Origin of the sequence: Aeromicrobium sp., from assembly GCF_014378035.1 — a bacterium.
Taxonomy (GTDB): Bacteria; Actinomycetota; Actinomycetes; order Propionibacteriales; family Nocardioidaceae; genus Aeromicrobium.
The window spans coordinates 1-22,990 of the sequence record NZ_JACMOM010000153.1 but is presented as its reverse complement, the minus strand read 5'-3'; the positions used below and the strand labels follow the sequence as shown (position 1 = coordinate 22,990).

Here is a 22,990-nt window from a genome sequence, read left to right as displayed (position 1 = left end):
GGTGTCGCCGGCGTCGACGAACGTCAGGAAGTCGCCTTTCGCCGCGGTGACGGCCACCCGGCGCGCGGCCCCGACGCCGGCGTTGGACTGGGTGAGCACCGTGATGCGCCGATCCAGGCGTGCGTGGCGGCGCGCGATGGCGAGGCTGTCGTCGGTCGAGCCATCGTCGATGACCACCACCTCGATGCGGCGGTAGTCCTGACGCCGGACCGATCGCAACGACTCGTCGAGGTGCTCGGCCCCGTTGTAGACCGGGACGATGATGCTGAGTACCGGGCGGGAGCGCTGGCGCCATCTGTCGACGGGCATCGCGACGGCTCGCCGCAGCCATCTCCGTAGTCGAGCCACGCGCCGAGCATACCGACGACTCTCCTAGGTTGAGACCATGACGACCGAGCCGCGCCCCTGGCGCCGGGCCTGGCACGACGCGCTGTACGGCGAGAACGGCTTCTTCCGGGTGTCGACGCCAGCCAACCACTTCAGCACGAGCGCGCACCTCGGCGCCTTCGCCGGTGCTGTCGCCGAGATCGTGCACCGCAACGGGTTCGCGAGCGTCGTCGACCTCGGTGCCGGCGGAGGCGAGATGCTCGCTGCACTGCGCCCCCTCGTCGGCGCCGACATCGAGCTCATCGGGGTCGAGCTCGCCAGGCGTCCGCCCGGCCTCGACCCCGATATCGGTTGGTGCGAGGAGATGCCGCAGCGGATCGATGGACTGCTGATGGCGAACGAGTGGCTCGACAACATCCCGTGCGACATCGTCGAGGTGGACGACGCGGGGGTCGTGCGATTGCTGCTCGTCGATGCGACGACCGGCAAGGAGTCGCTCGGCAAGCCGTACCGGTCGGCGTGGCTCGACGAGTGGTGGCCTCTCACGCGGCCGGGTGAGCGCGCGGAGGTCGGCGATGCACGGGACGTGGCCTGGGCCGATGCGGTGGCCCGGGTCGAGGGCTTGGCCATCGCGATCGACTACGGACACACCCGCACCGGCGGACGACCACCCCTTGGCACCCTGCGGTCGTACGCCGACGGCCACGAGGTCGACGTCGTCCCGGACGGGAGTCGTGACGTCACTGCGCACGTCGCGGTCGACTCCGTCGCCTCCGCCACGGGCAGCGGGATACTCCGCCAACGCGACGCACTTGCCGTCCTCGGGATCGACGGGCACCGGCCACCGCTCGACCTCGCACGCACCGAGCCGGCCGACTACCTGCGCGCATTGAGCGTTGCGGGCGAGGCTGGAGAGCTGCTCGCCAGGGGCGGCCTGGGCGACTTCTGGTGGTTGGTCAGCGACCCGCGGGGACGTGGAACACTGGAGGCATGACACGCCTGCTGATCCGATCGGGCAAGAACCCGTTCACCCCAGTCGTCGCAGAATCGACCCTGACGCAAGACGTGTTCAACAGCAACAGCGGCAACTACCTCTTCCAGCACGCGATCTGGAAGGCGCTCTCCGTCGAGGGCGCCGAGCTGACGTCCAACGGCACGCTTTCCGAGCGCACACCGCCGTCGGCGCGCGACGCCGCGCGCATCAATCGCGAGTTCGACCACTTCGTCATCCCGCTCGCCAACGCCTTCAGGCCGGCCTTCGCTCCCCGGCTCGACCGCCTCAGCGAGCTGCTCGACGGCGTCAAGGTGCCGGTCACGGTCGTCGGCATCGGCGCTCAGGCGGCGGTGGGCGAGGGCATCGAGTCGCTCCAACCGATGGCCAAGACGGTCAAGAGGTTCGTCGGGCGAGTGCTCGACCGCTCGGCATCGATCGGCGTGCGAGGGGAGTTCACCAAGTCCTACCTCGTCAAGCTCGGATTTCCCGAGCGCTCGATCGACATCATCGGCTGTCCCTCGCTGTTCCTGCACGGCCGCGACTTCACGGTTGACAAGACGACCGCGACGATCGGCATCGACAGCCCGCTGGCACTCAACCTCACACCTGAGGTGCACGGCATCGGCGCGTTCGCCACGGCGCAGGCCGAGCGTCACCCGCACCTCACCTACATCGGTCAGGACGCCCACGACCTGCGCCTCCTGCTGTGGGGCACGCCCTTCCCGCACGTCCACGACCCGCTGGTACCGGTGCACATGAACCACCCGCTCTACCAGTCCGATCGCATGCGGCTCTTCCTCGACACCTGGACCTGGTACGACTTCATGGCCACCCAGGACTTCGCCTACGGAACCCGGTTCCACGGCAACGTCGCGGCACTCCTCGGAGGCACCCCGGCGCACCTGCTCGCCCACGACTCGCGCACGCTCGAGCTGGCCGAGCACCACCAGATGCCCTGCACCGTGATGCCCGAGTTCACCGCCGACCTCAGGGCCGAAGAGCTGTACGACTCCACCGACATGTCGGCGTTCAACGCCGCGATGCCCGAGCGGTTCGACCTCTACACGACCTTCCTCGAGCGCAACGGTCTCGCGCACATCTGGGCCGATGGCGCGCGACCCGGCAGCTTCGACGCCAAGGTCGATGCCGTCACGTTTCCGCCGGCCGTCAGACCGCTGATCGCCTCCGACGGAAGTGAGATCGCCTCACGGCTGCAGTGGCTGCGCGATGGCATGGTCCTCGACATCACCCGACACGATCAGGCGTACGAACACCCCTTCCCGCATCCCCAGTGGCGCGGTGCGGGCAGCAGGCACGCGCGCATCCAGGACGAGGTCGCCGAAAAGCTGCACGCCCACACCCGCCAGATGGACGAGCTGTATGCGCGACTCGAACGAATCGAGCGCATCTCGCCACGCAGCATTTCCAGGCGGCTCGTCCGGTGGGTGCGGCGCACGCTCCGACGCCGATGAACGAGGTCACCGCCAGCGTCGGCACGGGTTTTGCCACGACGGACATGGTGCTCAACATCGGCCCGCAGCACCCCGCGACGCACGGCGTGCTCCGGCTACGCCTGACACTCGACGGCGAACGCGTGGTGGCCTGCGAACCGATCATCGGCTACATGCACCGCGGGGTCGAGAAGCTGTTCGAGGTGCGTGACTACCGCCAGATCATCGTGCTCGCCAACCGGCACGACTGGCTGAGCGCCTTCTCGTCCGAGCTCGGCGTCGTGCTCGCCGTCGAGGACATGCTGGGCATGGAGGTGCCGGAGCGAGCGACCTGGATCCGCACCCTCCTCGCTGAGCTCAACCGGGTGCTGAACCACCTGATGTTCCTCGGGTCGTACCCGCTCGAGCTCGGTGCGATCACGCCGATCTTCTACGCGTTCCGTGAGCGCGAGACCATCCAGGAGGTCATGGAAGAGGTGTCGGGGGGTCGGATGCACTACATGTTCAACCGCGTCGGCGGCCTCAAGGAGGACATCCCGGCCGGTTGGACGGGACGCGCATCAGCGGCCGTCTCGACAGTGCGCACCCGCCTGCAGGAGCTGGAGGACCTGATCTTCGGCAACGAGATCTTCCGGGCCCGCACGCGAGGTGTCGGCGTCCTGTCGCCCGACCTCGTGCATGCGTACGGCGTCTCCGGTCCGATCGCGCGCGCGTCGGGGCTCGACCTCGACCTGCGTCGCGACGAGCCCTACCTCGCGTACGCCGAGCTGCAGGACGTCCTGCGGGTGCCGGTCATGACCGAGGGCGACTGCTACGCACGCTTTGCCATCCTGCTCGAACAGACCAAGGTGTCGCTCGACCTCGCCGACGCTTGCCTCGCCCGGCTCTCCCAGCTCGCACCCGGCCCGGTCAACGTGCGATTGCCCAAGATCCTGAAGGCGCCGGAGGGGTCCACGTACGTCTGGACCGAAAACCCGCTCGGCCTCAACGGCTACTACCTCGTGTCGCGCGGGGAGAAGACGCCGTGGCGGCTCAAGCTGCGGTCGGCCTCGTTCAACAACGTCGCCGTGCTGCCCGAGATCGTGGGCGGCACCGTCGTGGCTGATCTCGTCGCGATCCTCGGCTCGATGTTCTTCGTGGTCGGCGACATCGACAAGTGAGGTCTGGCTTCACCTCGCCCCAGCGTCAGTGGCACGCGGGTCATGGGCATGGCGCCATCGTAAGGTCGGAGCATGCCCGACTCCACGCCTCGTTCGCCCACCTCGCTCGACGTCCTCGCCGAAGAGTGGCTCGACACCATGCTCGAGCTGACGCCTGAGCTGCACGTCCATCTGGGCCGGCCCGGCCGTGAGTCCGACTACACCGATCGCTCACCCGACGGCGTGGGTGCCGCCGCCGACGCCGCCCGCTCGATGCTGACGCGGGTGCGCGCGGCCGAGGCCGGTGACGCCGTCGACGACGTGACGAAGTCCGAGCTGATCCGCACGCTCGAGCTCGAGCTCGAGCAGGTCGAAGCAGGCTTCTGGCAGCGCGACCTCAACGTCATCGCGTCGCCGGCCCAGGACCTCCGCGACGTCTTCGACCTCATGAGCACCGGGTCCGAGGACGACTGGAGCCACGTCGCGCAACGGATGCGCAACATCCCCGCCGCCATGGCGGGTTACCTCGACTCCCTGCGGATCGGCATCGCCTCGGGCAACATGCCGGCTGTACGCCAGGTGCGCGAGGTCTCGGCCCAGGCCCGCAAGCAGATCGGATCGACAAGCTTCTTCCACGCCCTGGCGACGAGTGCCGATGCACCCGAGAACCTCAAGAGCGATCTCGAGGCCGGTGCGCGCGCCGCCTCCGCGGCGTACGCCGACCTCGTCTCGTTCCTCGACACCGAGCTTGCTCCCCACGCTCCTGAGGCCGACGGTGTGGGCCGCGAGCACTATGCGCTGGCGTCACGCCACTTCGTCGGGGCGGAGATCGATCTTGACGAGACCTACGAGTGGGGGCTCGAGGAGCTGGCGCGCATGGTCTCGGAGCAGGAGTCGATCGCTGCCCAGATCATGCCGGGTGCGGGTGTGGCAGAGGCGATCGCGTTGCTCGACGCCGACCCTGCGCACAAGCTGCACGGCACCGACGCGTTGCAGGCGTGGATGCAGGAGACCAGCGACCGCGCCGTCGCCGACCTGGGGCGTACCCACTTCGACATTCCCGAGCCGATGCGACGGCTCGAGTGCATGATCGCCCCGACGCAGGAGGGAGGCATCTACTACACGCCGCCCAGCGAGGACTTCACCCGCGCGGGCCGCATGTGGTGGAGCGTCCCGGAGGGCATCACCGAGTTCGACACCTGGCGTGAGCTGACGACGGTCTACCACGAAGGCGTTCCCGGCCACCACCTCCAGTGTGGTCTTGCGGTGCACAACAGCGCCGAGCCCAACGCATGGCGGCGGATGAGCTGGAACTCCGGCCACGGCGAGGGGTGGGCCCTCTACGCCGAGCGGTTGATGTCGGAGCTGGGCTACCTCGACGACCCCGCCGACCGGCTCGGCATGCTCGACGGGCAGCGGATGCGCGCGGCCCGCGTCGTCGTCGACATTGGCGTCCACCTCGGCAAGCGCAAGCCTGACGGCTCGGGCACGTGGACCGGTGACGATGCCTTCGGCTTCATGGCGCAGCACGTCAACATGAACGACTCGTTCGTGCGCTTCGAGGTCAACCGCTACCTCGGCTGGCCCGGGCAGGCGCCGTCGTACAAGGTCGGTCAGCGCATCTGGGAGCAGCTGCGCGAGGACTTCGTGGCAGCCAACGGGCCCGATCTCAAAGAGTTCCATCGTCGCGCGCTCTCCGTCGGCAGCGTGGGCCTCGGGACGCTGCGGCGTGCGCTGCTCGCCAGCGACTGAACCGTCCTGAGTGACTCGCGAACCGTCCTGAGTGACTCGCGAGCCGTCCTGAGTGACTCGCGAGCGTTAGGCGGGGGTGGCCGCGTCGTCATCGTCGTCGTCGGGCAGCTGGCACGCCCGCTCGAGCAGCAGCCCCGCGACGAGCAGCAGGACGCCGGCGATCGAGGCGGCGCCCGCGTGCAGGAATCGCTCCTTGCCGAGCGGGACATCGGTGGCATCGATGAACGCGAGAGCGAAACCGCCGTAGACGCCCGACACGAGAGCACCCACGACGGCGGCCGACTTGCCCAGCGAGAGCATCTTGATGCCGTAGTCGGCCGTCATGCGCTCATGCTTCTTGTGCAGGCTCTGCCATGTGCTCCAGGCGAACACCCCGACCGCGGCTGCACCCAGCAACAGCGTGAGGGCTGAGGCCCAGCTGACCCGCGGGACGTTGCCCTCGGACCGGACGATGAGCGGGGGCAGGAGCCGGCCGACGACCACTCCGCCGCCGATCAGCGCGGCGATGAGGACTGCCGACGTCCGCTTCACCCTGTTCACGCCAAGACTCTGATCACCAAGACGAAAGGATCACAGGATGATCTCGAGGTCCTCGCGCTTGGTGACGCCGCTGGTGTCGACGCCGCCGATCAGGTCGGCCACGAATCCCCTGCCCGGGATCTCGCCCTCGGGGTCGATCTCGAGCCACGGCACGAGGACGAATCCTCGCTCGTGGGCGCGCGGATGGGGCAGCACCAGCTGCTCGTCCTCGGCGACCCGGTTGCCCACGACGATCACGTCGACATCGAGCGTGCGCGGGGCATCGGAGTCGGATCGCTCGCGGCCGAAGGCGTCCTCGATGGCAAGGGCCCGGTCGAGGAGCGTGTGGACCGTGAGGGTGGTGTCGATGAGCACGACGGCGTTGAGGAACTTGCCGGAGTCGGCGGGCCCCCCGACGGCCTCGGTCTCATAGACCGAGGAGATCGCCACGATGGTCACCTCGGGGGTGTCCTCCAGTGCGGAGACACCGCCCTGGATCTTCCCGTGACGGTCGCCGAGGTTGGAGCCGATCGCCATGACTGCCTGACGGATGGGTCGCATGCCGCCGGTCATCGTGTCTGCATCGAGGACGTACGGTGTGGGCGCTTCGGTCACGACTTGCTCCGCTCTAACGTGACGGCGACGTTGGAGAACGTCACCGCAATGGGCGCTTCAGGCTTGTGCACGGTCACGCTAACCCATTGCACCCACCCTTCAGCCAGGCACAAGTTCACCACACGAAGCGCCAACGTCTCAATGAGGTCGACCGGGTCGCCGACGATGGCATCATGCACCTGCTGGGCGAGGACGCCGTAGTGGACAGTCTTGGTCAGATCGTGCTCGCGGGCAGCGGGCCCGAGGTCGAGACCCAGGCTGACGTCGATGACGAATGTCTGACCGTCGCGCTTCTCCTCCTCGAAGACACCGTGGTATCCACGGGCTGCGATGCCAGTCAGATCGATGCGGTCGAGACCTGCGGGAATGGCCATCAGTCGTCCTCCGGGTCTGGGGTGTACAGCTCGGCGATCGGCGAGGCATGGCGCGACCAGAATTTCCAGCCGCCGTCGTCGCGGACCAAGATACTGGTGCACACCGCCGAGCCACCAGAGAAATGTCCGTCGGACGCGAGCCCCTCGCCCGACAGAATATTTTCGGTACAGCTGATCGCGACCGTCGACGGCTCGTCATCCCCGCGCGGGAAGTAGGCGACCTCGACGTCTGTCAGGAAGAACTGGATGTAGCCGACGTTGGCCATCAGCACGGTCCAGGACCGCAGCACCGACGACCTCCCGCGTAGCGGGAGCGCGCCGGGGTGCACGCACGAGATGCCGGGATCGTCGATCCACAGCGACGCCATGAGGTCGACGTCGCCACCCTCCACGGCGTCGTAGAAGGCCCGGTGGACCTCGAGGGGGGCAGCGCTCATCGGGTCTCCCCCGCCAGGCGTGCAACAACGCGTACGGCGTCGGCGGAGGCAGCCGGTTCGTGCACCCGCACGCACCAGGCGCCGGCCGCGGCGGCCATCGTCGTGATCGCGGTCGTGGCGGCCTCGCGACGGTCCGGCGGACGTAGCTCGCGCTCACCGGACGGGCCTTCGACGGCCAGCAGCTCGCCCAGGAACCGTTTGCGGCTCGCGGCGACCAGCACGGGGTGGCCGAGGGCCGTGAAGGCATCGAGGTGGGCGAGGACGGTCCAGTTCTGGTCGCCGGTCTTGGAGAAGCCGAGACCCGGGTCGACGATGATCAGGCCGGGGTCGACGCCCGCGTCCAGCGCGGCAGCTACCTGCATCGTCAGCTCGGTGCAGATGTCGGCGACGAGGTCGTCGTAGTGCGTGTGGTTCTGCATCACCGCCGAGTGCTGGCGCCAGTGCATCAGCACGATCGGTGACCCGGCCTCGGCCGCCAGCGCCATCATCTGCGGGTCGGCCCGGCCTCCCGAGACGTCGTTGACTACCGCAGCGCCGGCATCGAGCGCACGGCGTGCTGTCGAAGCTCGCATCGTGTCGACCGAGACCGTGATGCCCTCGGCCACCAGCCCCTCGATGACGGGTACCACCCTGCGCATCTCCTCCTCAGCGTCGATGCGGGTCGCGCCCGGTCGGGTCGACTCGCCGCCGACATCCACGAGGTCGGCACCATCGCGCACGAGATCGACACCATGGCGGATGGCCGTGGCGGCGTCGAGCCACTTGCCGCCGTCGGAGAACGAGTCGGGCGTCACGTTGACCACCCCCATGACCAGGCAGCGGTCGGCGGCGAGTCCGCTGAGCGCGCTCGAGGGCACCACAGCGGGCTAGCGGGAGGTGATGAGGCCCATGGCCTCTGCTCGGGTCGCCGGGTCGCGCAGCTGGCCGCGCACGGCGCTGGTGATGGTGCGGGCGCCGCCCTTGCGCACTCCCCGCATCGCCATGCACAGATGCTCGGCCTCGATGACGACGATGGCACCGCGCGGCTTGAGGATCGTGACGAGGGACTCGGCCACCTGCGTGGTGAGCCGCTCCTGCACCTGCGGACGCCGCGAGAACACGTCGACGAGCCGGGCGAGCTTCGACAAGCCAGTCACCCGCCCGCCCTCGCCGGGGATGTAACCGACATGCGCGACGCCGAAGAACGGCACGAGGTGGTGCTCGCACATCGACCACACCTCGATGTCCTTGACCAGGACCAGCTCTTCGTGACCGACGTCGAACTCGGCGGTGAGGACCTCCTCGGCGGTCTGGTCGAGCCCGGCCAGCAGCTCGATGTAGGACTTCGCCACTCTCGCGGGCGTGTCGCGGAGGCCGTCTCGTTCAGGATCTTCGCCGATCGCGATGAGCAGCTCTCTGACTGCCGCCTCGGCCCGCGGAAGATCGACGGTCATGGCATCTCAGGCTTGCCGTGCACGTCGCCGCCCGCGGGGGACGGGGCGTCGGACCCAGAGTCAGGACCGATCGTGATGGGCGTTCCGTGATCGCCGTTGGAGCTGTCACCCGAGCCGATGGCACCATTCGTGCCGTTTGCCCCGCTGTAGGACCGCCCGGCGATCGACGGCACCGGCGGCAGCGTCGACGGGGCGCGTGTGTCTGAGCCGGTCCACGCGGGGCGGATCTCCCGACGACGCAACGGCACGAAGATCTCTGCAACCTGCGCCTTGTCGAGGGTCTCCTTCTCGAGCAGCTCGGTGACGAGTGCGTCGAGCACGTCGCGATTCTCGGTGAGGATGTCGAACGCCTCCTGGTGGGCGTAGGAGATCAGCTTGTTGATCTCCTCGTCGACCACCGCGGCAACGGCCTCGGAGTAGTTGCGGGCGTGGCCGATGTCGCGGCCGAGGAACGGCTGCCCCTCGTTCTCGCCGAGGCGCACTGCACCGAGACGCTCGGTCATGCCGTACTGGGTCACCATCGCCCTGGCGAGGCCGGTGGCCTTCTCGATGTCGTTCCCGGCCCCGGTCGTGGGGTCGTGGAAGACCAGCTCCTCGGCCGCGCGGCCGCCCATCATGTAGGCGAGCCTGTCGAGCAGCTCGGCACGTGTCTGGGAGTACTTGTCCTCGTCGGGCAGCACCATGGTGTAACCGAGGGCCCGGCCGCGCGGGAGGATCGTGATCTTGTGCACCGGGTCGCTCTGCGGGAGCGCGGCGGCGACCAGCGCGTGTCCGCCCTCGTGGTAGGCCGTGATGCGGCGCTCGTTCTCGTTCATCAGGCGGCTGCGCTTCTGCGGTCCGGAGATGACCCGGTCGATCGCCTCGTCGAGCGCGGCGTTGTCGATGGTCTTGTCGCCGTTGCGGGCCGTGAGCAGTGCCGCCTCGTTGAGGACGTTGGCAAGGTCGGCACCCGAGAAGCCGGGGGTACGGCGACCGACGGCCTCGAGCTCGACGCCGGGGGCGATGGGCTTGCCGCGCGAGTGCACGCGCAGGATCTGGGTGCGTCCGGCCAGATCGGGCGCCTCGACGCCGATCTGACGGTCGAACCGTCCCGGACGCAACAGCGCGGGGTCGAGCACGTCGGGCCGGTTGGTGGCCGCGATCAGGATGACGCCGCCCCGCACGTCGAAGCCGTCCATCTCGACGAGCAGCTGGTTGAGGGTCTGCTCGCGCTCGTCATGGCCCCCGCCCATGCCGGTGCCGCGGTGGCGACCGACTGCATCGATCTCGTCGATGAAGATGATGGCCGGAGCATTCTCCTTGGCCTGCGCGAACAGGTCACGCACGCGGCTCGCGCCCACGCCGACGAACATCTCCACGAAGTCGGAGCCCGAGATGGAGTAGAAGGGCACTCCTGCCTCACCTGCCACGGCGCGGGCGAGGAGGGTCTTGCCGGTACCGGGAGGGCCGTACAGCAGCACGCCCTTGGGGATCTTGGCGCCGACCGCCTGGAACTTGGCCGGTTCCTGCAGGAACTCCTTGATCTCGCCGAGCTCCTCGATGGCCTCGTCACAACCGGCGACGTCGGAGAACGTCGTCTTGGGGGTGTCCTTGGTCATCAGCTTGGCCTTGGACTTGGCGAACTGCATGACGCGCCCGCCGCCGCCGGCAGCGTTGTTCATCATCCACATGATGAACAAGAAGATCAGGACGAAAGGCACGATCGTGATGAGCACCGACACGAGAGGGTTGCTCTTGGGCACCTTGACGTCGAAGGTCTTGAGCTTCTTGTCGACGACGGCGCGCTCGGCCTGCTGCTCGAGCTGAAAGCCCTGCTCGCCGAGCCATGTCGCACGCACCTTCTGGTTGTCGGTGAGCGTCGCCTGGATCTCCTGGTCGCCCTCGACGAAGGTGATGTCCTTGACCTTGCCACTGTCGAGGTACGTGACCATCGTGGCCGTCTTGACCTCCTTGTAACCGCCCGTCGACGAGGAGAACTGCACGATCGTGATCACGACGATGGCAATGAGGGCGATCCAGACCCAGGGGCCCTTGAAGAGGCGTTTGAAATTCATGTACGGCGTGGAACGAGTCCACTCCTCCTCGTGTTCTTGTCGGTAGTCAGACGGTACACGGAGCACCATCCCCACGTTGAACGTGCTGATGGACCCCGAACGTTCCCTGACCAGTGCAATCAGACCCCCGAATGGTCTTCTTCCCGGACGTCACAACCCCCCGACGCACCACTTCCGCAGGTCGTGACGGCGGCCCGCAGCACGGACGCTCAGGAGTAGATGTGCGGCGCGAGTGTTCCGATGCATCTCAGGTTGCGGTACTTCTCGTTGAAGTCGAGGCCGTAGCCGACGACGAATGCGTTGGGAATGTCGAAACCGACGTACTTGACCGCGACGTCCATCTGCTGGGCCTCGGGCTTGCGCAGCAGGGTGGCGATCTCGACTGAGGCCGGCCCGCGGGACTTCAGGTTGGTGATGAGCCACGACAGAGTGAGCCCGGTGTCGATGATGTCCTCGACGATCAGCACGTGGCGTCCGTTGAGGTCGGTGTCGAGGTCCTTGAGGATGCGGACCACGCCCGACGACTTGGTCCCGGAGCCGTAGGACGACACCGCCATCCAGTCCATCTCGACGTGCCGGTCGAGGCTACGGGCGAGATCGGCCATCACCATGACCGCACCCTTGAGGACGCCAACCAGCAGCAGGTCCCTGCCGTCGTAGTCCTTCTCGATCTCACGCGCTATCTCACGGAGGCGCGTCGTGATCTGCTCCTCGGTGAAGAGAGTCTGATCGAGCTCGAGGTCGCCGTCGACATGCGTCTGATCCACGGGGTCAGCCTGCCACAGGGGTAGTGACGAACAACAGGGAACGCCCCTCCCGCATGCACGCCACACCCCCGGGCAGCTCGATGCGCACCTGCCCGTGCCATGCGGTGACCAGCCGGTCGAGCTCGGCGAGGTGTGCCGACGTGAGAGCAGACCCGTCGGCGCCCGCCTCCAGAGCTGCCGCCCGCAGCACTCGCGAGCGAAGTGCCGGGGTGAGCTCGAGGAGCGTGCCGACGTCGCGCGGCTCTGCCACGAGCGCGGCGAGCGCATCGAGGTGCATGCCGTCGGCGCGTACCTGGTCGGCCGTGCGGGCCAGCGCCTCAGCCACACCGCCGCCGAGCACGTCCTCGAGCAGCGGCATGACCTCCGACCGCAGCCGTGAGCGGCGGTACGACGGGTCGGAGTTGTGCGGATCCATCCACCAGTCGAGGCCGTGGGCCCGGCAGATCTGCTCGGTGTCGGCCCGCCGCAGGGCGAGGAACGGCCGCCGCCACAGGCCGTCGTGCTCAGTCATGCCGGCGATCGAGCGTGGTCCCGAGCCGCGGCCGAGTCCGAGCAGCACCGTCTCGGCCTGGTCGTCGAGGGTGTGGGCGAGCAGAACGGCATCCGCGTCGAGGCCGGCCAGCGCCTCGTAGCGCGCACGACGGGCAGCGGCCCCCGGCCCCCCGGCAGTACCGACGCCCACGGTCACGATGTCGGCCCCCACCGCCACTCCGCCGAGATTGCCCAGGCCGCCGAGCTGGTCGGCGGCTCTCACGGCAACCTCGGCGGAGCCCACCTGGAGCTGGTGGTCGACGATCACGGCGCGAAGGTCGTACGACTCCCGGTCGGCCACGAACGCCGTCACCGCGGCGAGGGCCAGCGAGTCCGCACCGCCGGAGACTCCGACGACGATGCGAGAGCCTGGGCCCAGGTCGTCCAGCGCCCTGCGCACCTCGTTGCGGCCCGAGGCGACCGCCGGGTCGAGCGCACCGCCCATGACGACGTCAGCCGTGCACGCGGGCGACCCACGCGGCGGGGTCGAGGATCTCTGACTTGGACGGCAGGTTGGCCGGCTCCGACCAGACGGCGTTGAAGCCGCTGAGCCCGACCTTGTCGTTGACGTCACGCACGAACGCGGCGCCGTCGCGGTACTGACGCATCTTGGCGTCGAGTCCCAGCAGCTTGCGCAGCAGCCGGTCGAGCGGGCTCGCACCCTTGCGACGCTCGGTGAACTTGCGCCGGATCTCGGCGACGCTCGGGATGACCTCGGGCCCGACGCCGTCCATCACGACATCGGCGTGGCCCTCGAGCAGCGACATGATGCCGGTCAGCTGGTCGACGATCTCGCGCTGCCGGTCGTTCTGGAACAGTCCGGCGAAGGTCGCGTCGGAGTCGCCCCGGGCGACCTTGACGAACTCCCCGAGGCCTTCGCTGAAGAGGGATGACAGGGCCGAGGAGTCGAGATCGGTGGCATCGACGAACTCGTCGAGCAGGGAGCGCATGTGCCCGCGCAGCCAGTCAACGGCCGTGAACTGCACCCGGTGGGTCTCCTCGTGCAGACAGACCCAGAGCCGGAAGTCGTGTGGGTCCACCCCGAGCAGCCGCTCAGCCTGGACGATGTTGGGGGCGACGAGAAGCAGCCGCCCACCTTCGCCCGCCGGGCCCGTCCAGAACGGGTCGAACTGCCCCAGCACCTTGGTCGACAGGAAGGCCATCATGGCGCCGGTCTCGGCGCCGCTGATCTTCTCGCCGACGGTGCGGCCGAGGCCAGTGGGCACCTTGTTCTTCGCGGCAAGCTTGGCGATGACCGGGTCCATCAGGATCTTGAAGGTGTCGAGGTTGGCCTCGACCCAGTGCGCCCTGTCGACGACCAGCACGGGCGCCGTGGCGGACGTGGCGTGAAGGTTACTGAACTCGCGCACCGGACCCTCCGACCTCGCCGCACCCTCGCGCAGCTCGGCAACGGTCTCGGCGACCTCGGCGGCGGACATCTCGGGGCCGGGCTTCGACAACTTCGTGGCCGTCGTGAGCGCCAGCTTCCAATCGATCATGTGCCTACGTTACGACCCGCACCATGGTCCGACGAATCGACATTCAGGTCTGGTCGCGGGCTCAACGACCACACGAGCACGCGGCGATCGCGGCGGCGACCTTGTCGAGGTCGGCCTCTGCCGCCAACGGCATCGCGGTGTCAGCGTCGTCAGTCATGACGGCGAAGATCACTGGGAGCCCGTCCGCATCGACGGCGTACCCCGTGAGCGAATGCACCCCCGTCAGCGTCCCCGTCTTCGCGCGGACCAGTCCCTGCGCGGCAGTCAGTGCGGTGAAACGGTCGACCAGCGTGCCGGTGAACCCACTGACCGGCAGGTCCGGCAACAGCTCGGACGTCGGCTGCTTCGACGCGGCAGCGCGAAGGGTCTGGGCGAGCGTCGCGGGTGAGATGCGGTTGCTGCGCGACAGACCGCTGCCGTCGAACAGGCGCAGACCGGCGGTGTCGACGCCGGCCGACTGCAGCGAGTCAATTACTGCCTTCGTGCCCCCGTGGAAGCTGGCTGGCTCGTCCGCGGCGATCGCCGCCTGGCGGAGCATCACCTCGGAGGCCTGGTTGTCGCTGGTGCCGATCAGGCGCTCGACGATGCGGCTCACTGTCGCGCTCCGCACCACGGCGACGACAGGAGCCGCTGCCGACGCGGAGGCCGTCGCAGGTTCGCCGGCGACAGTGACTCCGCGTTCGGCAAGCAGACGGGCAAACGTCCGCGCCGCCGCAGCCGCGGGGTCCCTGGCGCGCACGCCGCCCTGCTCACCCTGGTCGGTCCAGAGCGCGCTGACGAGCGTGACGATGTTGCCGCTGACGTAGGTCGGCTCCCACTCCGGACTCACACTCGGACCGGTGAAGAGTGAAGCGTCGTAACCGACACTGACCGTCGTGGTGCCGGCCTTCTTCAGCGCGGACGCGGTCAGGCGGGCCAAGGTCGTGAGATCCCCCTGGACGGCGCGGTCGCGGGTCTTCGGACGCTTGGTGGCCAGGTACGGGTCTCCGCCACCGACCAGCACGACCCGGTCATCGTCCTTCACCACCCGCGTCGAGAAGCGCGTCTGTGGGTCAAGGAGAGAGAGCGCGGCGAAGCTCGTGAGCACCTTCGTCGTCGAGGCGGGAATGAACGACCCGCGGCCCGATGTCGCGAGCTGCGTGCCGCTGGCCGGGTCGATCGCGACGAAGCCGACGCGAGGGCCCAGCGCGGCCGAGTCGAGCGTGCCCTTGACCGCGGCGGAGAGCTTGGCCGGATCGACGGTCCCGGTGGGTTGACGTGCCGACCCGACCGGGCCGGGCTCGGTGTCGGACATGAGCGCCCGGGGCGCGATGACGTGCTCCGGTCCGCAGTCGCCGTCGCAGATGAGGCCGTTCAGGTCGCCGCGGGACCACAGCACCGAGCCGAGCACGACGGCGATCGCGAGGAGGGCAACGGGGAGCGCGACGGCGAGGGCGCCGGGGCGTGCGACCCTGCGTATGCCCCGTGCAGTCATGTGCGCCAGACTATAGAGACCCCGTCGCTCGGCGCCGAAGGCGTGCGCGACGCACCACACCTCACCACCCCCACCGCACCACCCAGAGCCGGAGGCAACAGTGATTTTCGACGTCACCGTGGAGATTCCCAAGGGCAGCCGCAACAAGTACGAGGTCGATCACTCGACGCACCGCATCCGCCTCGACCGCACGCTGTTCACCGCGACGCAGTATCCGGCCGACTACGGGTTCATCGACGACACCCTCGGCCTCGACAGCGATCCGCTCGACGCGCTGGTGCTCCTGTCGGAGCCGACCTTCCCGGGTTGCGTCATCTCCTGCCGCACGATCGGCATGTTCCGCATGACCGACGAGGCCGGCGGCGACGACAAGGTCCTGTGCGTCCCGGCCAAGGATCCGCGTCAGGAGCACCTGCGGGACATCCACCACGTGCCCGAGTTCGACCGGCTTGAGATCGAGCACTTCTTCACGGTCTACAAGGACCTCGAGCCAGGCAAGTCCGTCGAGGGCTCCACGTGGACCGGACGAGTCGAGGCCGAGGCCGAGATCGAGGCCAGCTACGACCGGTTCAAGGACAACGGCGGCTACTGAGCGCCGCTGGTCTCGGCAGTGCGGGCCGCGACAGAATGTCGCGCGTCACGCCCCGCTGGGCACCCCCGTGCGTCAGGTGGCAGTGGTGCGGAGCATCGCGCGCATCGTGTTGGCGAAGACGCCGACATCGATCTGGCTGTCGAGCGACCGCAGCGCGCCGAGCCCGATGCCGAGGCTCAGGAGCACCGTCGCGGCCTGGTCGGCATCGACCGCGTCGCCGAGCCCCGCTTCCGCGGTGACCTGCCTGACAAGCCCCGCGATGGCCGCCCGGATCTCCCGGTGTCGGTCGACGAGAGCCTTGGCGACATAGGGGCTCTGCCTCGCGATGGCGGCGAACTCGACCTCGAGCGCGGTCCAGCGTGGCTGGCCGAGCCCTTCGCGTGCCCACGCGGCGAACGCCTCGATACGTCCGTCGAGGTCGGTGTTGACGCTGAACGCCGAGACAACCCCCTCGATCTGCTCCTCGTGGATGTTGTCGAGCACGGCCATGCACAGCTCCTCCTTGCCGGAGAAGTTGGAGTACACGGCGCCCTTGGAGAAGCCCGCCTGCACCGCGACCTTGTCGACCGACGTCGCCGCGTACCCGTCGCGCAGGAACATGTCGCGGGCGACTTCGATCAGCCTCTCCCGAGTCTGCGCCTGCCTGTCGGCGCGGCTGACCCGTGCTCCCTCGACCGTCACTCGGGGTCTCCTTCCGCGCACCGACCGTGTTGACCGACACACTGCATGGGCATGACAGAACGCTGTTCAAGCATTCCGGATACCGATAGTATCTGAATGGTGATCAAAAAGGACATCATCATCATCGGCACAGGTTTCTCCGGTATGGGCATGGCCATGAAGCTGCGGGATTCGGGCCGCCAGGACTTCGTCGTCCTCGAGAAGGCCCAGGACGTCGGCGGCACGTGGCGCGACAACACCTACCCCGGTTGCGAGTGCGACATCCCGAGTCACATGTATTCCTTCTCCTACGAGCTCAACACCGGTTGGAGCAAGAGCTTCTCCGGTCAGCCGGAGATCTGGGCCTACATGCGCAAGGTTGCCGACGAGCAGGGTCTCCGGCCTTTCATCAACTTCGGCGTCGAGGTGAAGGGCGCGTCGTGGGATGAGGATCGCCGCGTCTGGACCGTCCGCACGGCGTCGGGCGAGGACTACGAAGCGCGCGTCGTCGTGGCCGGTGTCGGCGGCCTCCACATCCCCAACATCCCCGAGATCGACGGCGCTGAGACGTTCGCCGGGCCACGCTTCCACTCCGCCTCGTGGGACCACTCGGTGGACCTCAAGGGCAAGAAGGTCGTGGTCATCGGCACCGGCGCGAGCGCCATCCAGTTCATCCCGATCATCGCGCAGGAGACGGAGCACCTGACGGTGTTCCAGCGCACACCACCGTGGGTGCTGCCCAAGAAGGACAAGCCCACGCCCGAGTGGCGCAAGAAGGCGTTCGCGACGATTCCGGGCGCCCAGCGCGCCTACCGCAACGCTCTGTACTGGTCGCTCGAGGTCAGGGCCATTGCCTTCAACGGCCATCTTGACGTGCTGCCGTTCGCCGAGAAGATCGTGACCAAGTACCTCGCCAAGGCGATTCCCGACCCCGAGCTGCGGGCCAAGCTGACGCCGGACTACCGCCTCGGGTGCAAGCGGGTGCTGCAGTCGAACACCTACTACCCCACGTTCCTGCGTGACGATGTGGACCTGAGCACCGACGGCGTCAGGGAGATCGTGTCCGACGGGGTGATCGACGGCAACGGCGTCAAGCACGAGGCCGACGTCATCATCTACGGCACCGGCTTCCACACGATCGACGCCTTCGACTACCTCGACATCAAGGGCAAGTCGGGAGTCGACCTGGCCGCGCAGTTCCGCGAGACCGGCGTCGAGACGTACATGGGCATCATGGTCAACGGTTTCCCGAACCTGGCGTTCATGCTCGGCCCGAACACTGCCCTCGGCCACAACTCGGTGGTCTTCATGATCGAGCAGCAGACGAAGTTCATCATCCGCATGCTCGATGAGATGGACCGTCGCGGCGCCGTCGCGGTCGAGCCGACGAAAGAAGCCCAGATCGAGTTCAACATCGAGATCCAGCGGCTCGTCGAGAAGGGCATCTGGACGCAGGGCGGATGCACCAGCTGGTACCTCGACAGCCACGGCAAGAACCGGACGATCTGGCCGAAGTTCACCTTCCAGTACTGGTGGGAGACGCGCAAGGTCAACGCTCCCGACTTCGCGTGGGAGCACGCGGCATGACCACTGCGCAGGGCGACTACGACGTCCCCGCCGGCCCCACCATGGCCCCGTGGCGGATGACGTGGAAGTTCCTGCGCGACCGGAACGAGCTGATCCCCGAGTACCACCAGGAGTTCGGCGACACGTTCTCGCTGGAGATGCTGCCCGGGCCTCGCCGGCTCGTCATCTACAGCGACCCGGCGGACGTCAAAGAGATCTTCGCTTCCGACCCGTCGCAGTTCCACGCCGGCGAGGGCAACGCGATCCTCAAACCGGTCATGGGCAGGCATTCCGTGCTGCTGACCGACGACGCCCTGCACCAGCGTGCCCGCAAGATGCTGATGCCAGCGTTCAGCGGGCCGTCGATGCGCGCGTACCAGCCGCTCGTCGAGTCGATCGCCAAGGTCGAGATCGACTCGTGGCGAGACGGCGACACGCTCGTGACCCTCGACCGGATGAACGCCATCACGCTCGACGTCATCCTGCAGGTCGTCTTCGGCGTCACCGACGAACATCGCCTCGCCGTGCTGCGGCCCAAGGTCAACCGCATGGTCGACATCGACGCGAAGATGCTGCTCGCGTGGTCCTACCCGTGGTTGTTCCGGCTCCCGCCGTGGCGCGGCTACTTCAAGAACCAGGAGCAGGTCGACGCCCTGCTCTACGCCGAGATCTCCGAACGTCGCAAGGCCCACGACTCGTCCCCTGACGGTTTGGCCGGCCGCGCCGATGTGCTGACGCGGCTGCTGCAGGTTGGCGATTCTCCCGACGGCGGGGGCGCGGACCTCGAGCCGCTCACCGATGCGGAGATGCGCGACCAGCTCGTCACGCTCCTGCTCGCCGGGCACGAGACCACTGCGTCAGCGCTGTCGTGGACCCTGCACGAGCTGGGACGCAGCCCCGAGCTGCTCGCCCGGGCGGTGTCCGCCGCCGACACCGGTGACGACGCCTTTCTGGAGGCGTGTCTCAAGGAATCCATGCGCCTGCACCCGATCATCGACTTCGTGGCACGGACCCTCAAGAGCGACCAGGTCGTCGCCGGGCGGCTGCTGCCCCGTGGCACCACCGTGGCTCCATCGATCATGTTGTCGCACAGCCGCGAGGACAGCTTCGCGCAGTCGCACCTGTTCAGGCCCGACCGGTTCCTCACGGAGAAGATCGCCGCGAACACCTGGATACCGTTCGGTGGCGGTGTGCGTCGATGCATCGGCGCGGCATTCTCACTGATGGAGGGCACCGTCGTGCTGCGGGAGGTGTTGCAGCGCTATGAAGTCAGCGCCGATGCCGTCGCGCCCACCAAGCTGCGCAACATCACCAACGTTCCCGGCGACAAAGCGCCGCTGCGGCTCAAGGCCCGTCGAGCCTGACTCCACCCGCGATCGGTGAGCCAGCGTCCAGATGTCACCGACGAATGAGGTTCAGCGGGGGCCCACTGCTGTCACCCGCACGACAGCTTCGCCTGCCTCGTCGCTCGCCGCGAGGTCGACCTCAGCACTGATGCCCCAGTCACGGTCGCCCTCGGGGTCCTGGAAGGTCTGCCTCACGGTCCAGGTGTCCGGACCCTCCTCGACCATGAACAGCTCAGGCCCGCGGGCTCCCGGCCCGGTACCGAGCTCGTCGTACTCCTCCTTGTAGGGCGCCATCGCGGTCATCCAGTCCTCGGCGTCCCACTCGTCGTCGAGCTTGCCGAGCTCGGTCCAGCGGCCGAAGGCGGCGAGCTCGACGCGACGGAACATCGCGTTGCGCACGAGCACCCGGAACGCCCTCGCATTGCCCGTCACCGGTCGAGGCGGCGCGTTGCCATCGGCCTGGGCGCGGGCCTCCGCCGGGTCGACGTCGGGCGCGATGAGCTGCTCCCACTCATCGAGCAGGCTCGAGTCGGTCTGGCGGACGAGCTCGCCGAGCCACTCCGTCAGGTCGACGAGCTCTTCGTTGCGGACCTTCTCGGGCACCGTCCGGCCCAGCGTCTTGTAGACGTCGGAGAGGTAGCGCAGCACCAGCCCCTCCGAGCGGGCGAGCTGGTAGTCGCCGATCAGCTCGGAGAACGTCATCGCCCGCTCCCACATCTCACGCACGACGGACTTGGGCCGCAGCTCGTGGTCGGCGACCCACGGATGTCCCTTCTGATAGTGCTCGTACGCGGCCTGGAGCAGATCCTGCAGCGGTTTGGGATGCGTGATCTCCTCGATCAGCTCCATGCGCTCGTCGTACTCGATGCCGTCCATCTTCATCTCGTTGATCGCCTCGCCCCGGGCGCGGTGCCGCTGCGCGTTGACGATCGGCCTCGGGTCGTCGAGGGTCGACTCGACGACCGACACGACGTCGAGGGCGTACGTCGGATCGTCCTTGTCGAGCAGGTCGAAGGCGGCGACGGCAAACGGCGAGAGCGGCTGGTTGAGAGCGAAGTTGGCTTGCAGGTCGATCGTGAGCCGCAACGTGCGGCCATCGGCGTCGGGCGGATCGACCCGTTCGACGACATCGCCGGCGAGCAGCGCCTCGACGATCTCGTCGACCTGCGCCAGCAACCGGTCCTGGCTCTCCTCGTCCTCGTCGCTCTCGCGGAGCAGCCGCTCGAGGGACGCCATGGCGTCGCCTCGCCGCGAGATGATGTCGAGCACCATCGCGTGGCTGACCCGCATGCGCGACACCATCGGCTCGGGCGTTCCGGTGGTCAGCCGGTCGAAGGTGCCCTGCCCCCACGACACGAAGCCCTCCGGTGGCTTTTTGCGGTTGATCTTGCGCTGCTTCTTGACGTCGTCGCCGGCCTTGCGGACGAGGCGGGCGTTCTCGATCTCGTGCTCCGGCGCCTCGACGATGACATGCCCGACGGTGTCGAAGCCGGCCCGACCGGCGCGCCCGGCGATCTGTTGGAACTCCCGCACCTGCAGCTGCCTCTGCTTCACCCCGTCGTACTTCGACAGCCCGCTGAACAGCACGGTGCGGATCGGCACGTTGATGCCGACGCCGAGGGTGTCGGTGCCACACACGACCTTGAGCAGCCCCTGCTGGGTGAGCGTCTCGACGAGCCGGCGGTAGCGGGGCAGCATGCCGGCATGATGCACGCCAATGCCCATGCGGACGAGCCGCGAGAGCGTCTTGCCGAAGGCGGAGGAGAACCGGAAGTCACCGAGGTGCTCGGCGATGACGTCGCGCTCCTCACGGGTCGCGACCTTGATGCTGGTGAGTGCCTGGGCGCGCTCGAGGGCGGAGAGCTGCGTGAAGTGGACGACGTAGACCGGCGCCTGGTGGGTCTCGAGCAGCTGCTCGAGGGTTTCCTGGACGGGGGTGTTGACGTATTCGGAGATCAGCGGGACGGGTCGCTCGGTCGAGGCCACGAGCGCGGTCGAGCGTCCGGTGCGACGGCTCAGGTCGGCCTCGAGGCGGGTCGTGTCGCCGAGGGTCGCGGACATCAGCAGGAACTGCGCACGGGGCAGCTCGATCAACGGCACCTGCCACGCCCAGCCCCGGTCGGGGTCGGCGTAGAAGTGGAACTCATCCATCACGACGAGCCCGATGTCGGCACCCGCGCCCTCGCGCAGTGCCATGTTGGCGAGGATCTCGGCGGTCGCGGCGATGATCGGGGCGTCGGCGTTGACCGCGGCATCGCCGGTGACCATGCCGACGTTGTCGGCGCCGAAGATCTCGCACAGGTCGAAGAACTTCTCGCTGACCAGCGCCTTGATCGGTGCGGTGTAGACGCTGCACTCGCCCCGGGCCAGCGCCGCGGCCATCGCACCCGTCGCCACGAGGCTCTTGCCGGAGCCCGTGGGGGTGGCAAGAATGACGTTGGACCCCGAGACACACTCGAGCAGCGCCTCGTCCTGCGCGGGGTAGAGGGTCAGCCCGCGCGAGTCGACCCATTGCGTGATCGCCTCGTATACCGCGTCCTCGTCGGTCGTCACGCCTTTCGGCAGGAGGTCGATGAGGCGCATCCCTGCATTGTCCCGTGTGGCCGTCATCCCGGCACACCCGCCACCGCAGGGCACGTACTGAGTCGAGACCTAAGCGAACGCTTAGTGCTGCGGTAGGGTCTCGGCCATGAAAGCCGTGCAGATCACCACGCTCGAAGGTCCGTCCGCTGTCGAGATCGTCGAGATCCCTGACCCCGACCCCGGCACCGACCAGGTGCTCATCCGCGTACGCGCTGCGGGAGTCGCGTTTCCCGAGGTGCTGCAGAGCCGTGGCGAGTACCAGATGAAGCCTGACCTGCCATTCACCCCCGGTGCCGAGATCGCCGGCGAGATCGTCAGCGCTCCCGAGGGCTCGGGCTTCGCGCCCGGCGACCGGGTCGCGGCCCTCTGCCTGCTGGGCGGCTTCGCCGGGAAGGCGGTCGCACCAGCCGGCCTGGCGTTTGTGCTGCCCGACGCCATCTCGTTCGAGCAGGGTGCCTCGATCATCTTCAACTACGGCACGGCCTACTTCGCGCTGATCGAGCGCGGACACCTGCAGGTCGGCGAGTCCGTGCTGGTGCATGGCGCCGCCGGCGGCATCGGCACCGCAGCAATCCAGGTCGCCAAGGCGTTCGGCGCGGGCCGCGTCTCCGCGGTGACCTCGACCGCCGAGAAGGGCGCCGTCGCACTCGAAGCAGGAGCGGACGAGTTCGTGCTCGCAGACGGGTTCAAGGATGCCATCAAGGCGGGAGGTGGCGTCGACATCGTCGTCGACCCGGTCGGTGGCGACCGCTTCACCGACTCCCTGCGCTGCCTCGCCGACGGCGGCCGCATCCTCGTGATCGGCTTCACCGCCGGAGAGATTCCGACCGTCAAGCTCAACCGCCTCCTGCTTAACAACGTTGCCGTCCGGGGCGGC

Annotated in this window: 22 protein-coding genes; 8 read left to right on the top strand and 14 right to left on the bottom strand. The window is 68.1% G+C overall.

What is annotated here, in order from left to right; all coding sequences use genetic code 11:
- The coding region (locus tag H7290_RS08130; protein WP_290513520.1) for a glycosyltransferase family A protein at nucleotides 1-348 on the bottom strand (348 nt) is incomplete at its 3' end.
- Between the two features lie 37 nt (nucleotides 349-385).
- Between H7290_RS08130 and H7290_RS08125 the strand changes: the two genes are divergently transcribed.
- The 4 genes from H7290_RS08125 to H7290_RS08110 all read left to right on the top strand — a co-directional run bounded on the left by H7290_RS08125 (nucleotide 386) and on the right by H7290_RS08110 (nucleotide 5,663).
- Nucleotides 386-1,321: an SAM-dependent methyltransferase gene (locus tag H7290_RS08125; RefSeq protein WP_290513519.1), complete on the top strand. Its 936-nt coding sequence runs from the start codon at nucleotides 386-388 to the stop codon at nucleotides 1,319-1,321.
- Nucleotides 1,318-2,793, top strand: coding sequence for a polysaccharide pyruvyl transferase family protein (locus H7290_RS08120; RefSeq protein ID WP_290513518.1), 1,476 nt, complete (start codon nucleotides 1,318-1,320; stop codon nucleotides 2,791-2,793). The genes H7290_RS08125 and H7290_RS08120 overlap by 4 nt, the downstream gene beginning before the upstream one ends.
- Complete coding sequence (locus H7290_RS08115; protein WP_290513517.1) at nucleotides 2,790-3,932, top strand: NADH-quinone oxidoreductase subunit D; 1,143 nt, start codon at nucleotides 2,790-2,792, stop codon at nucleotides 3,930-3,932. The genes H7290_RS08120 and H7290_RS08115 overlap by 4 nt, the downstream gene beginning before the upstream one ends.
- A 72-nt stretch (nucleotides 3,933-4,004) precedes the next feature.
- The gene (locus H7290_RS08110; protein ID WP_290513516.1) at nucleotides 4,005-5,663 is read left to right on the top strand and encodes a DUF885 domain-containing protein; all 1,659 of its coding nucleotides are present in this window, start codon (nucleotides 4,005-4,007) and stop codon (nucleotides 5,661-5,663) included.
- A 66-nt stretch (nucleotides 5,664-5,729) separates the two neighbouring features.
- On the opposite strand, the gene H7290_RS08105 is transcribed toward H7290_RS08110, so the two are convergent.
- The 11 genes from H7290_RS08105 to dacB all read right to left on the bottom strand — a co-directional run bounded on the left by H7290_RS08105 (nucleotide 5,730) and on the right by dacB (nucleotide 15,366).
- Complete coding sequence (locus H7290_RS08105; RefSeq protein WP_290513515.1) at nucleotides 5,730-6,203, bottom strand: DUF3180 domain-containing protein; 474 nt, start codon at nucleotides 6,201-6,203, stop codon at nucleotides 5,730-5,732.
- 30 nt (nucleotides 6,204-6,233) lie between these two features.
- Nucleotides 6,234-6,797 carry a 2-amino-4-hydroxy-6-hydroxymethyldihydropteridine diphosphokinase gene (gene folK, locus H7290_RS08100; protein WP_290513514.1) on the bottom strand — a complete coding sequence of 188 codons (564 nt, stop codon included), beginning with the start codon at nucleotides 6,795-6,797 and terminating at the stop codon, nucleotides 6,234-6,236.
- Nucleotides 6,794-7,171 (bottom strand): dihydroneopterin aldolase, encoded by a 378-nt coding sequence (gene folB, locus H7290_RS08095; protein ID WP_290513513.1) that lies wholly within the window; start codon nucleotides 7,169-7,171, stop codon nucleotides 6,794-6,796. Before folB ends, folK begins: the two co-directional genes overlap by 4 nt.
- Complete coding sequence (locus H7290_RS08090; protein ID WP_290513512.1) at nucleotides 7,171-7,608, bottom strand: nuclear transport factor 2 family protein; 438 nt, start codon at nucleotides 7,606-7,608, stop codon at nucleotides 7,171-7,173. The genes folB and H7290_RS08090 overlap by 1 nt, the downstream gene beginning before the upstream one ends.
- Entirely contained in the window at nucleotides 7,605-8,417 is an 813-nt protein-coding gene (gene folP / locus H7290_RS08085) for a dihydropteroate synthase (RefSeq protein ID WP_290513521.1), read from the bottom strand. The genes H7290_RS08090 and folP overlap by 4 nt, the downstream gene beginning before the upstream one ends.
- A gap of 57 nt (nucleotides 8,418-8,474) precedes the next feature.
- Nucleotides 8,475-9,041, bottom strand: a complete 567-nt coding sequence (gene folE / locus H7290_RS08080; protein WP_290513511.1) for a GTP cyclohydrolase I FolE — start codon at nucleotides 9,039-9,041, stop codon at nucleotides 8,475-8,477.
- The gene (gene ftsH, locus H7290_RS08075) at nucleotides 9,038-11,095 is read right to left on the bottom strand and encodes an ATP-dependent zinc metalloprotease FtsH (RefSeq protein WP_290513510.1); all 2,058 of its coding nucleotides are present in this window, start codon (nucleotides 11,093-11,095) and stop codon (nucleotides 9,038-9,040) included. The genes folE and ftsH overlap by 4 nt, the downstream gene beginning before the upstream one ends.
- 209 nt (nucleotides 11,096-11,304) lie before the next feature.
- On the bottom strand, nucleotides 11,305-11,862 hold the full coding sequence (gene hpt, locus H7290_RS08070) for a hypoxanthine phosphoribosyltransferase (RefSeq protein WP_290513509.1): 558 nt from the start codon (nucleotides 11,860-11,862) through the stop codon (nucleotides 11,305-11,307).
- A gap of 4 nt (nucleotides 11,863-11,866) precedes the next feature.
- Nucleotides 11,867-12,838, bottom strand: coding sequence for a tRNA lysidine(34) synthetase TilS (gene tilS / locus H7290_RS08065; protein ID WP_290513508.1), 972 nt, complete (start codon nucleotides 12,836-12,838; stop codon nucleotides 11,867-11,869).
- A 7-nt stretch (nucleotides 12,839-12,845) separates the two neighbouring features.
- Entirely contained in the window at nucleotides 12,846-13,892 is a 1,047-nt protein-coding gene (locus tag H7290_RS08060; protein ID WP_290513507.1) for a zinc-dependent metalloprotease, read from the bottom strand.
- A gap of 61 nt (nucleotides 13,893-13,953) precedes the next feature.
- Nucleotides 13,954-15,366 (bottom strand): D-alanyl-D-alanine carboxypeptidase/D-alanyl-D-alanine-endopeptidase, encoded by a 1,413-nt coding sequence (dacB, locus tag H7290_RS08055; RefSeq protein ID WP_290513506.1) that lies wholly within the window; start codon nucleotides 15,364-15,366, stop codon nucleotides 13,954-13,956.
- Between the two features lie 100 nt (nucleotides 15,367-15,466).
- On the opposite strand from dacB, the gene H7290_RS08050 reads away from it, so the two are divergent.
- Nucleotides 15,467-15,958, top strand: a complete 492-nt coding sequence (locus H7290_RS08050) for an inorganic diphosphatase (protein WP_290513505.1) — start codon at nucleotides 15,467-15,469, stop codon at nucleotides 15,956-15,958.
- Nucleotides 15,959-16,030: 72 nt separating this feature from the next.
- Here the strand turns inward: H7290_RS08050 and H7290_RS08045 are convergent, their stop codons facing one another.
- On the bottom strand, nucleotides 16,031-16,639 hold the full coding sequence (locus tag H7290_RS08045) for a TetR/AcrR family transcriptional regulator (protein WP_290513504.1): 609 nt from the start codon (nucleotides 16,637-16,639) through the stop codon (nucleotides 16,031-16,033).
- Nucleotides 16,640-16,735: 96 nt separating this feature from the next.
- On the opposite strand from H7290_RS08045, the gene H7290_RS08040 reads away from it, so the two are divergent.
- Together H7290_RS08040 and H7290_RS08035 are read left to right on the top strand one after the other, a co-directional pair.
- Nucleotides 16,736-18,205 (top strand): NAD(P)/FAD-dependent oxidoreductase, encoded by a 1,470-nt coding sequence (locus H7290_RS08040; RefSeq protein WP_290513503.1) that lies wholly within the window; start codon nucleotides 16,736-16,738, stop codon nucleotides 18,203-18,205.
- Nucleotides 18,202-19,548 (top strand): cytochrome P450, encoded by a 1,347-nt coding sequence (locus H7290_RS08035; RefSeq protein ID WP_290513502.1) that lies wholly within the window; start codon nucleotides 18,202-18,204, stop codon nucleotides 19,546-19,548. Before H7290_RS08040 ends, H7290_RS08035 begins: the two co-directional genes overlap by 4 nt.
- 51 nt (nucleotides 19,549-19,599) lie before the next feature.
- Here H7290_RS08035 and H7290_RS08030 read toward each other — a convergent pair whose 3' ends face one another.
- On the bottom strand, nucleotides 19,600-22,113 hold the full coding sequence (locus H7290_RS08030) for an RNA helicase (RefSeq protein WP_290513501.1): 2,514 nt from the start codon (nucleotides 22,111-22,113) through the stop codon (nucleotides 19,600-19,602).
- Between the two features lie 106 nt (nucleotides 22,114-22,219).
- On the opposite strand from H7290_RS08030, the gene H7290_RS08025 reads away from it, so the two are divergent.
- A partial coding sequence (locus tag H7290_RS08025) for an NADPH:quinone oxidoreductase family protein (RefSeq protein WP_290513500.1) occupies nucleotides 22,220-22,990 on the top strand: 771 nt, incomplete at its 3' end.

What these genes read in the sequence shown, in the direction of transcription:
- H7290_RS08125 (WP_290513519.1), top strand. Translation starts at nt 386, where the DNA reads ATGACGACCGAGCCGCGCCCCTGGCGCCGGGCCTGGCACGACGCGCTG.
- H7290_RS08120 (WP_290513518.1), top strand. Translation starts at nt 1,318, where the DNA reads ATGACACGCCTGCTGATCCGATCGGGCAAGAACCCGTTCACCCCAGTC.
- H7290_RS08115 (WP_290513517.1), top strand. Translation starts at nt 2,790, where the DNA reads ATGAACGAGGTCACCGCCAGCGTCGGCACGGGTTTTGCCACGACGGAC.
- H7290_RS08110 (WP_290513516.1), top strand. Translation starts at nt 4,005, where the DNA reads ATGCCCGACTCCACGCCTCGTTCGCCCACCTCGCTCGACGTCCTCGCC.
- folB (WP_290513513.1), bottom strand. Translation starts at nt 7,171, where the DNA reads ATGGCCATTCCCGCAGGTCTCGACCGCATCGATCTGACTGGCATCGCA.
- H7290_RS08090 (WP_290513512.1), bottom strand. Translation starts at nt 7,608, where the DNA reads ATGAGCGCTGCCCCCCTCGAGGTCCACCGGGCCTTCTACGACGCCGTG.
- folP (WP_290513521.1), bottom strand. Translation starts at nt 8,417, where the DNA reads ATGGGGGTGGTCAACGTGACGCCCGACTCGTTCTCCGACGGCGGCAAG.
- folE (WP_290513511.1), bottom strand. Translation starts at nt 9,041, where the DNA reads ATGACCGTCGATCTTCCGCGGGCCGAGGCGGCAGTCAGAGAGCTGCTC.
- ftsH (WP_290513510.1), bottom strand. Translation starts at nt 11,095, where the DNA reads ATGAATTTCAAACGCCTCTTCAAGGGCCCCTGGGTCTGGATCGCCCTC.
- tilS (WP_290513508.1), bottom strand. Translation starts at nt 12,838, where the DNA reads ATGGGCGGTGCGCTCGACCCGGCGGTCGCCTCGGGCCGCAACGAGGTG.
- H7290_RS08060 (WP_290513507.1), bottom strand. Translation starts at nt 13,892, where the DNA reads ATGATCGATTGGAAGCTGGCGCTCACGACGGCCACGAAGTTGTCGAAG.
- dacB (WP_290513506.1), bottom strand. Translation starts at nt 15,366, where the DNA reads ATGACTGCACGGGGCATACGCAGGGTCGCACGCCCCGGCGCCCTCGCC.
- H7290_RS08040 (WP_290513503.1), top strand. Translation starts at nt 16,736, where the DNA reads ATGGTGATCAAAAAGGACATCATCATCATCGGCACAGGTTTCTCCGGT.
- H7290_RS08035 (WP_290513502.1), top strand. Translation starts at nt 18,202, where the DNA reads ATGACCACTGCGCAGGGCGACTACGACGTCCCCGCCGGCCCCACCATG.
- H7290_RS08030 (WP_290513501.1), bottom strand. Translation starts at nt 22,113, where the DNA reads ATGCGCCTCATCGACCTCCTGCCGAAAGGCGTGACGACCGACGAGGAC.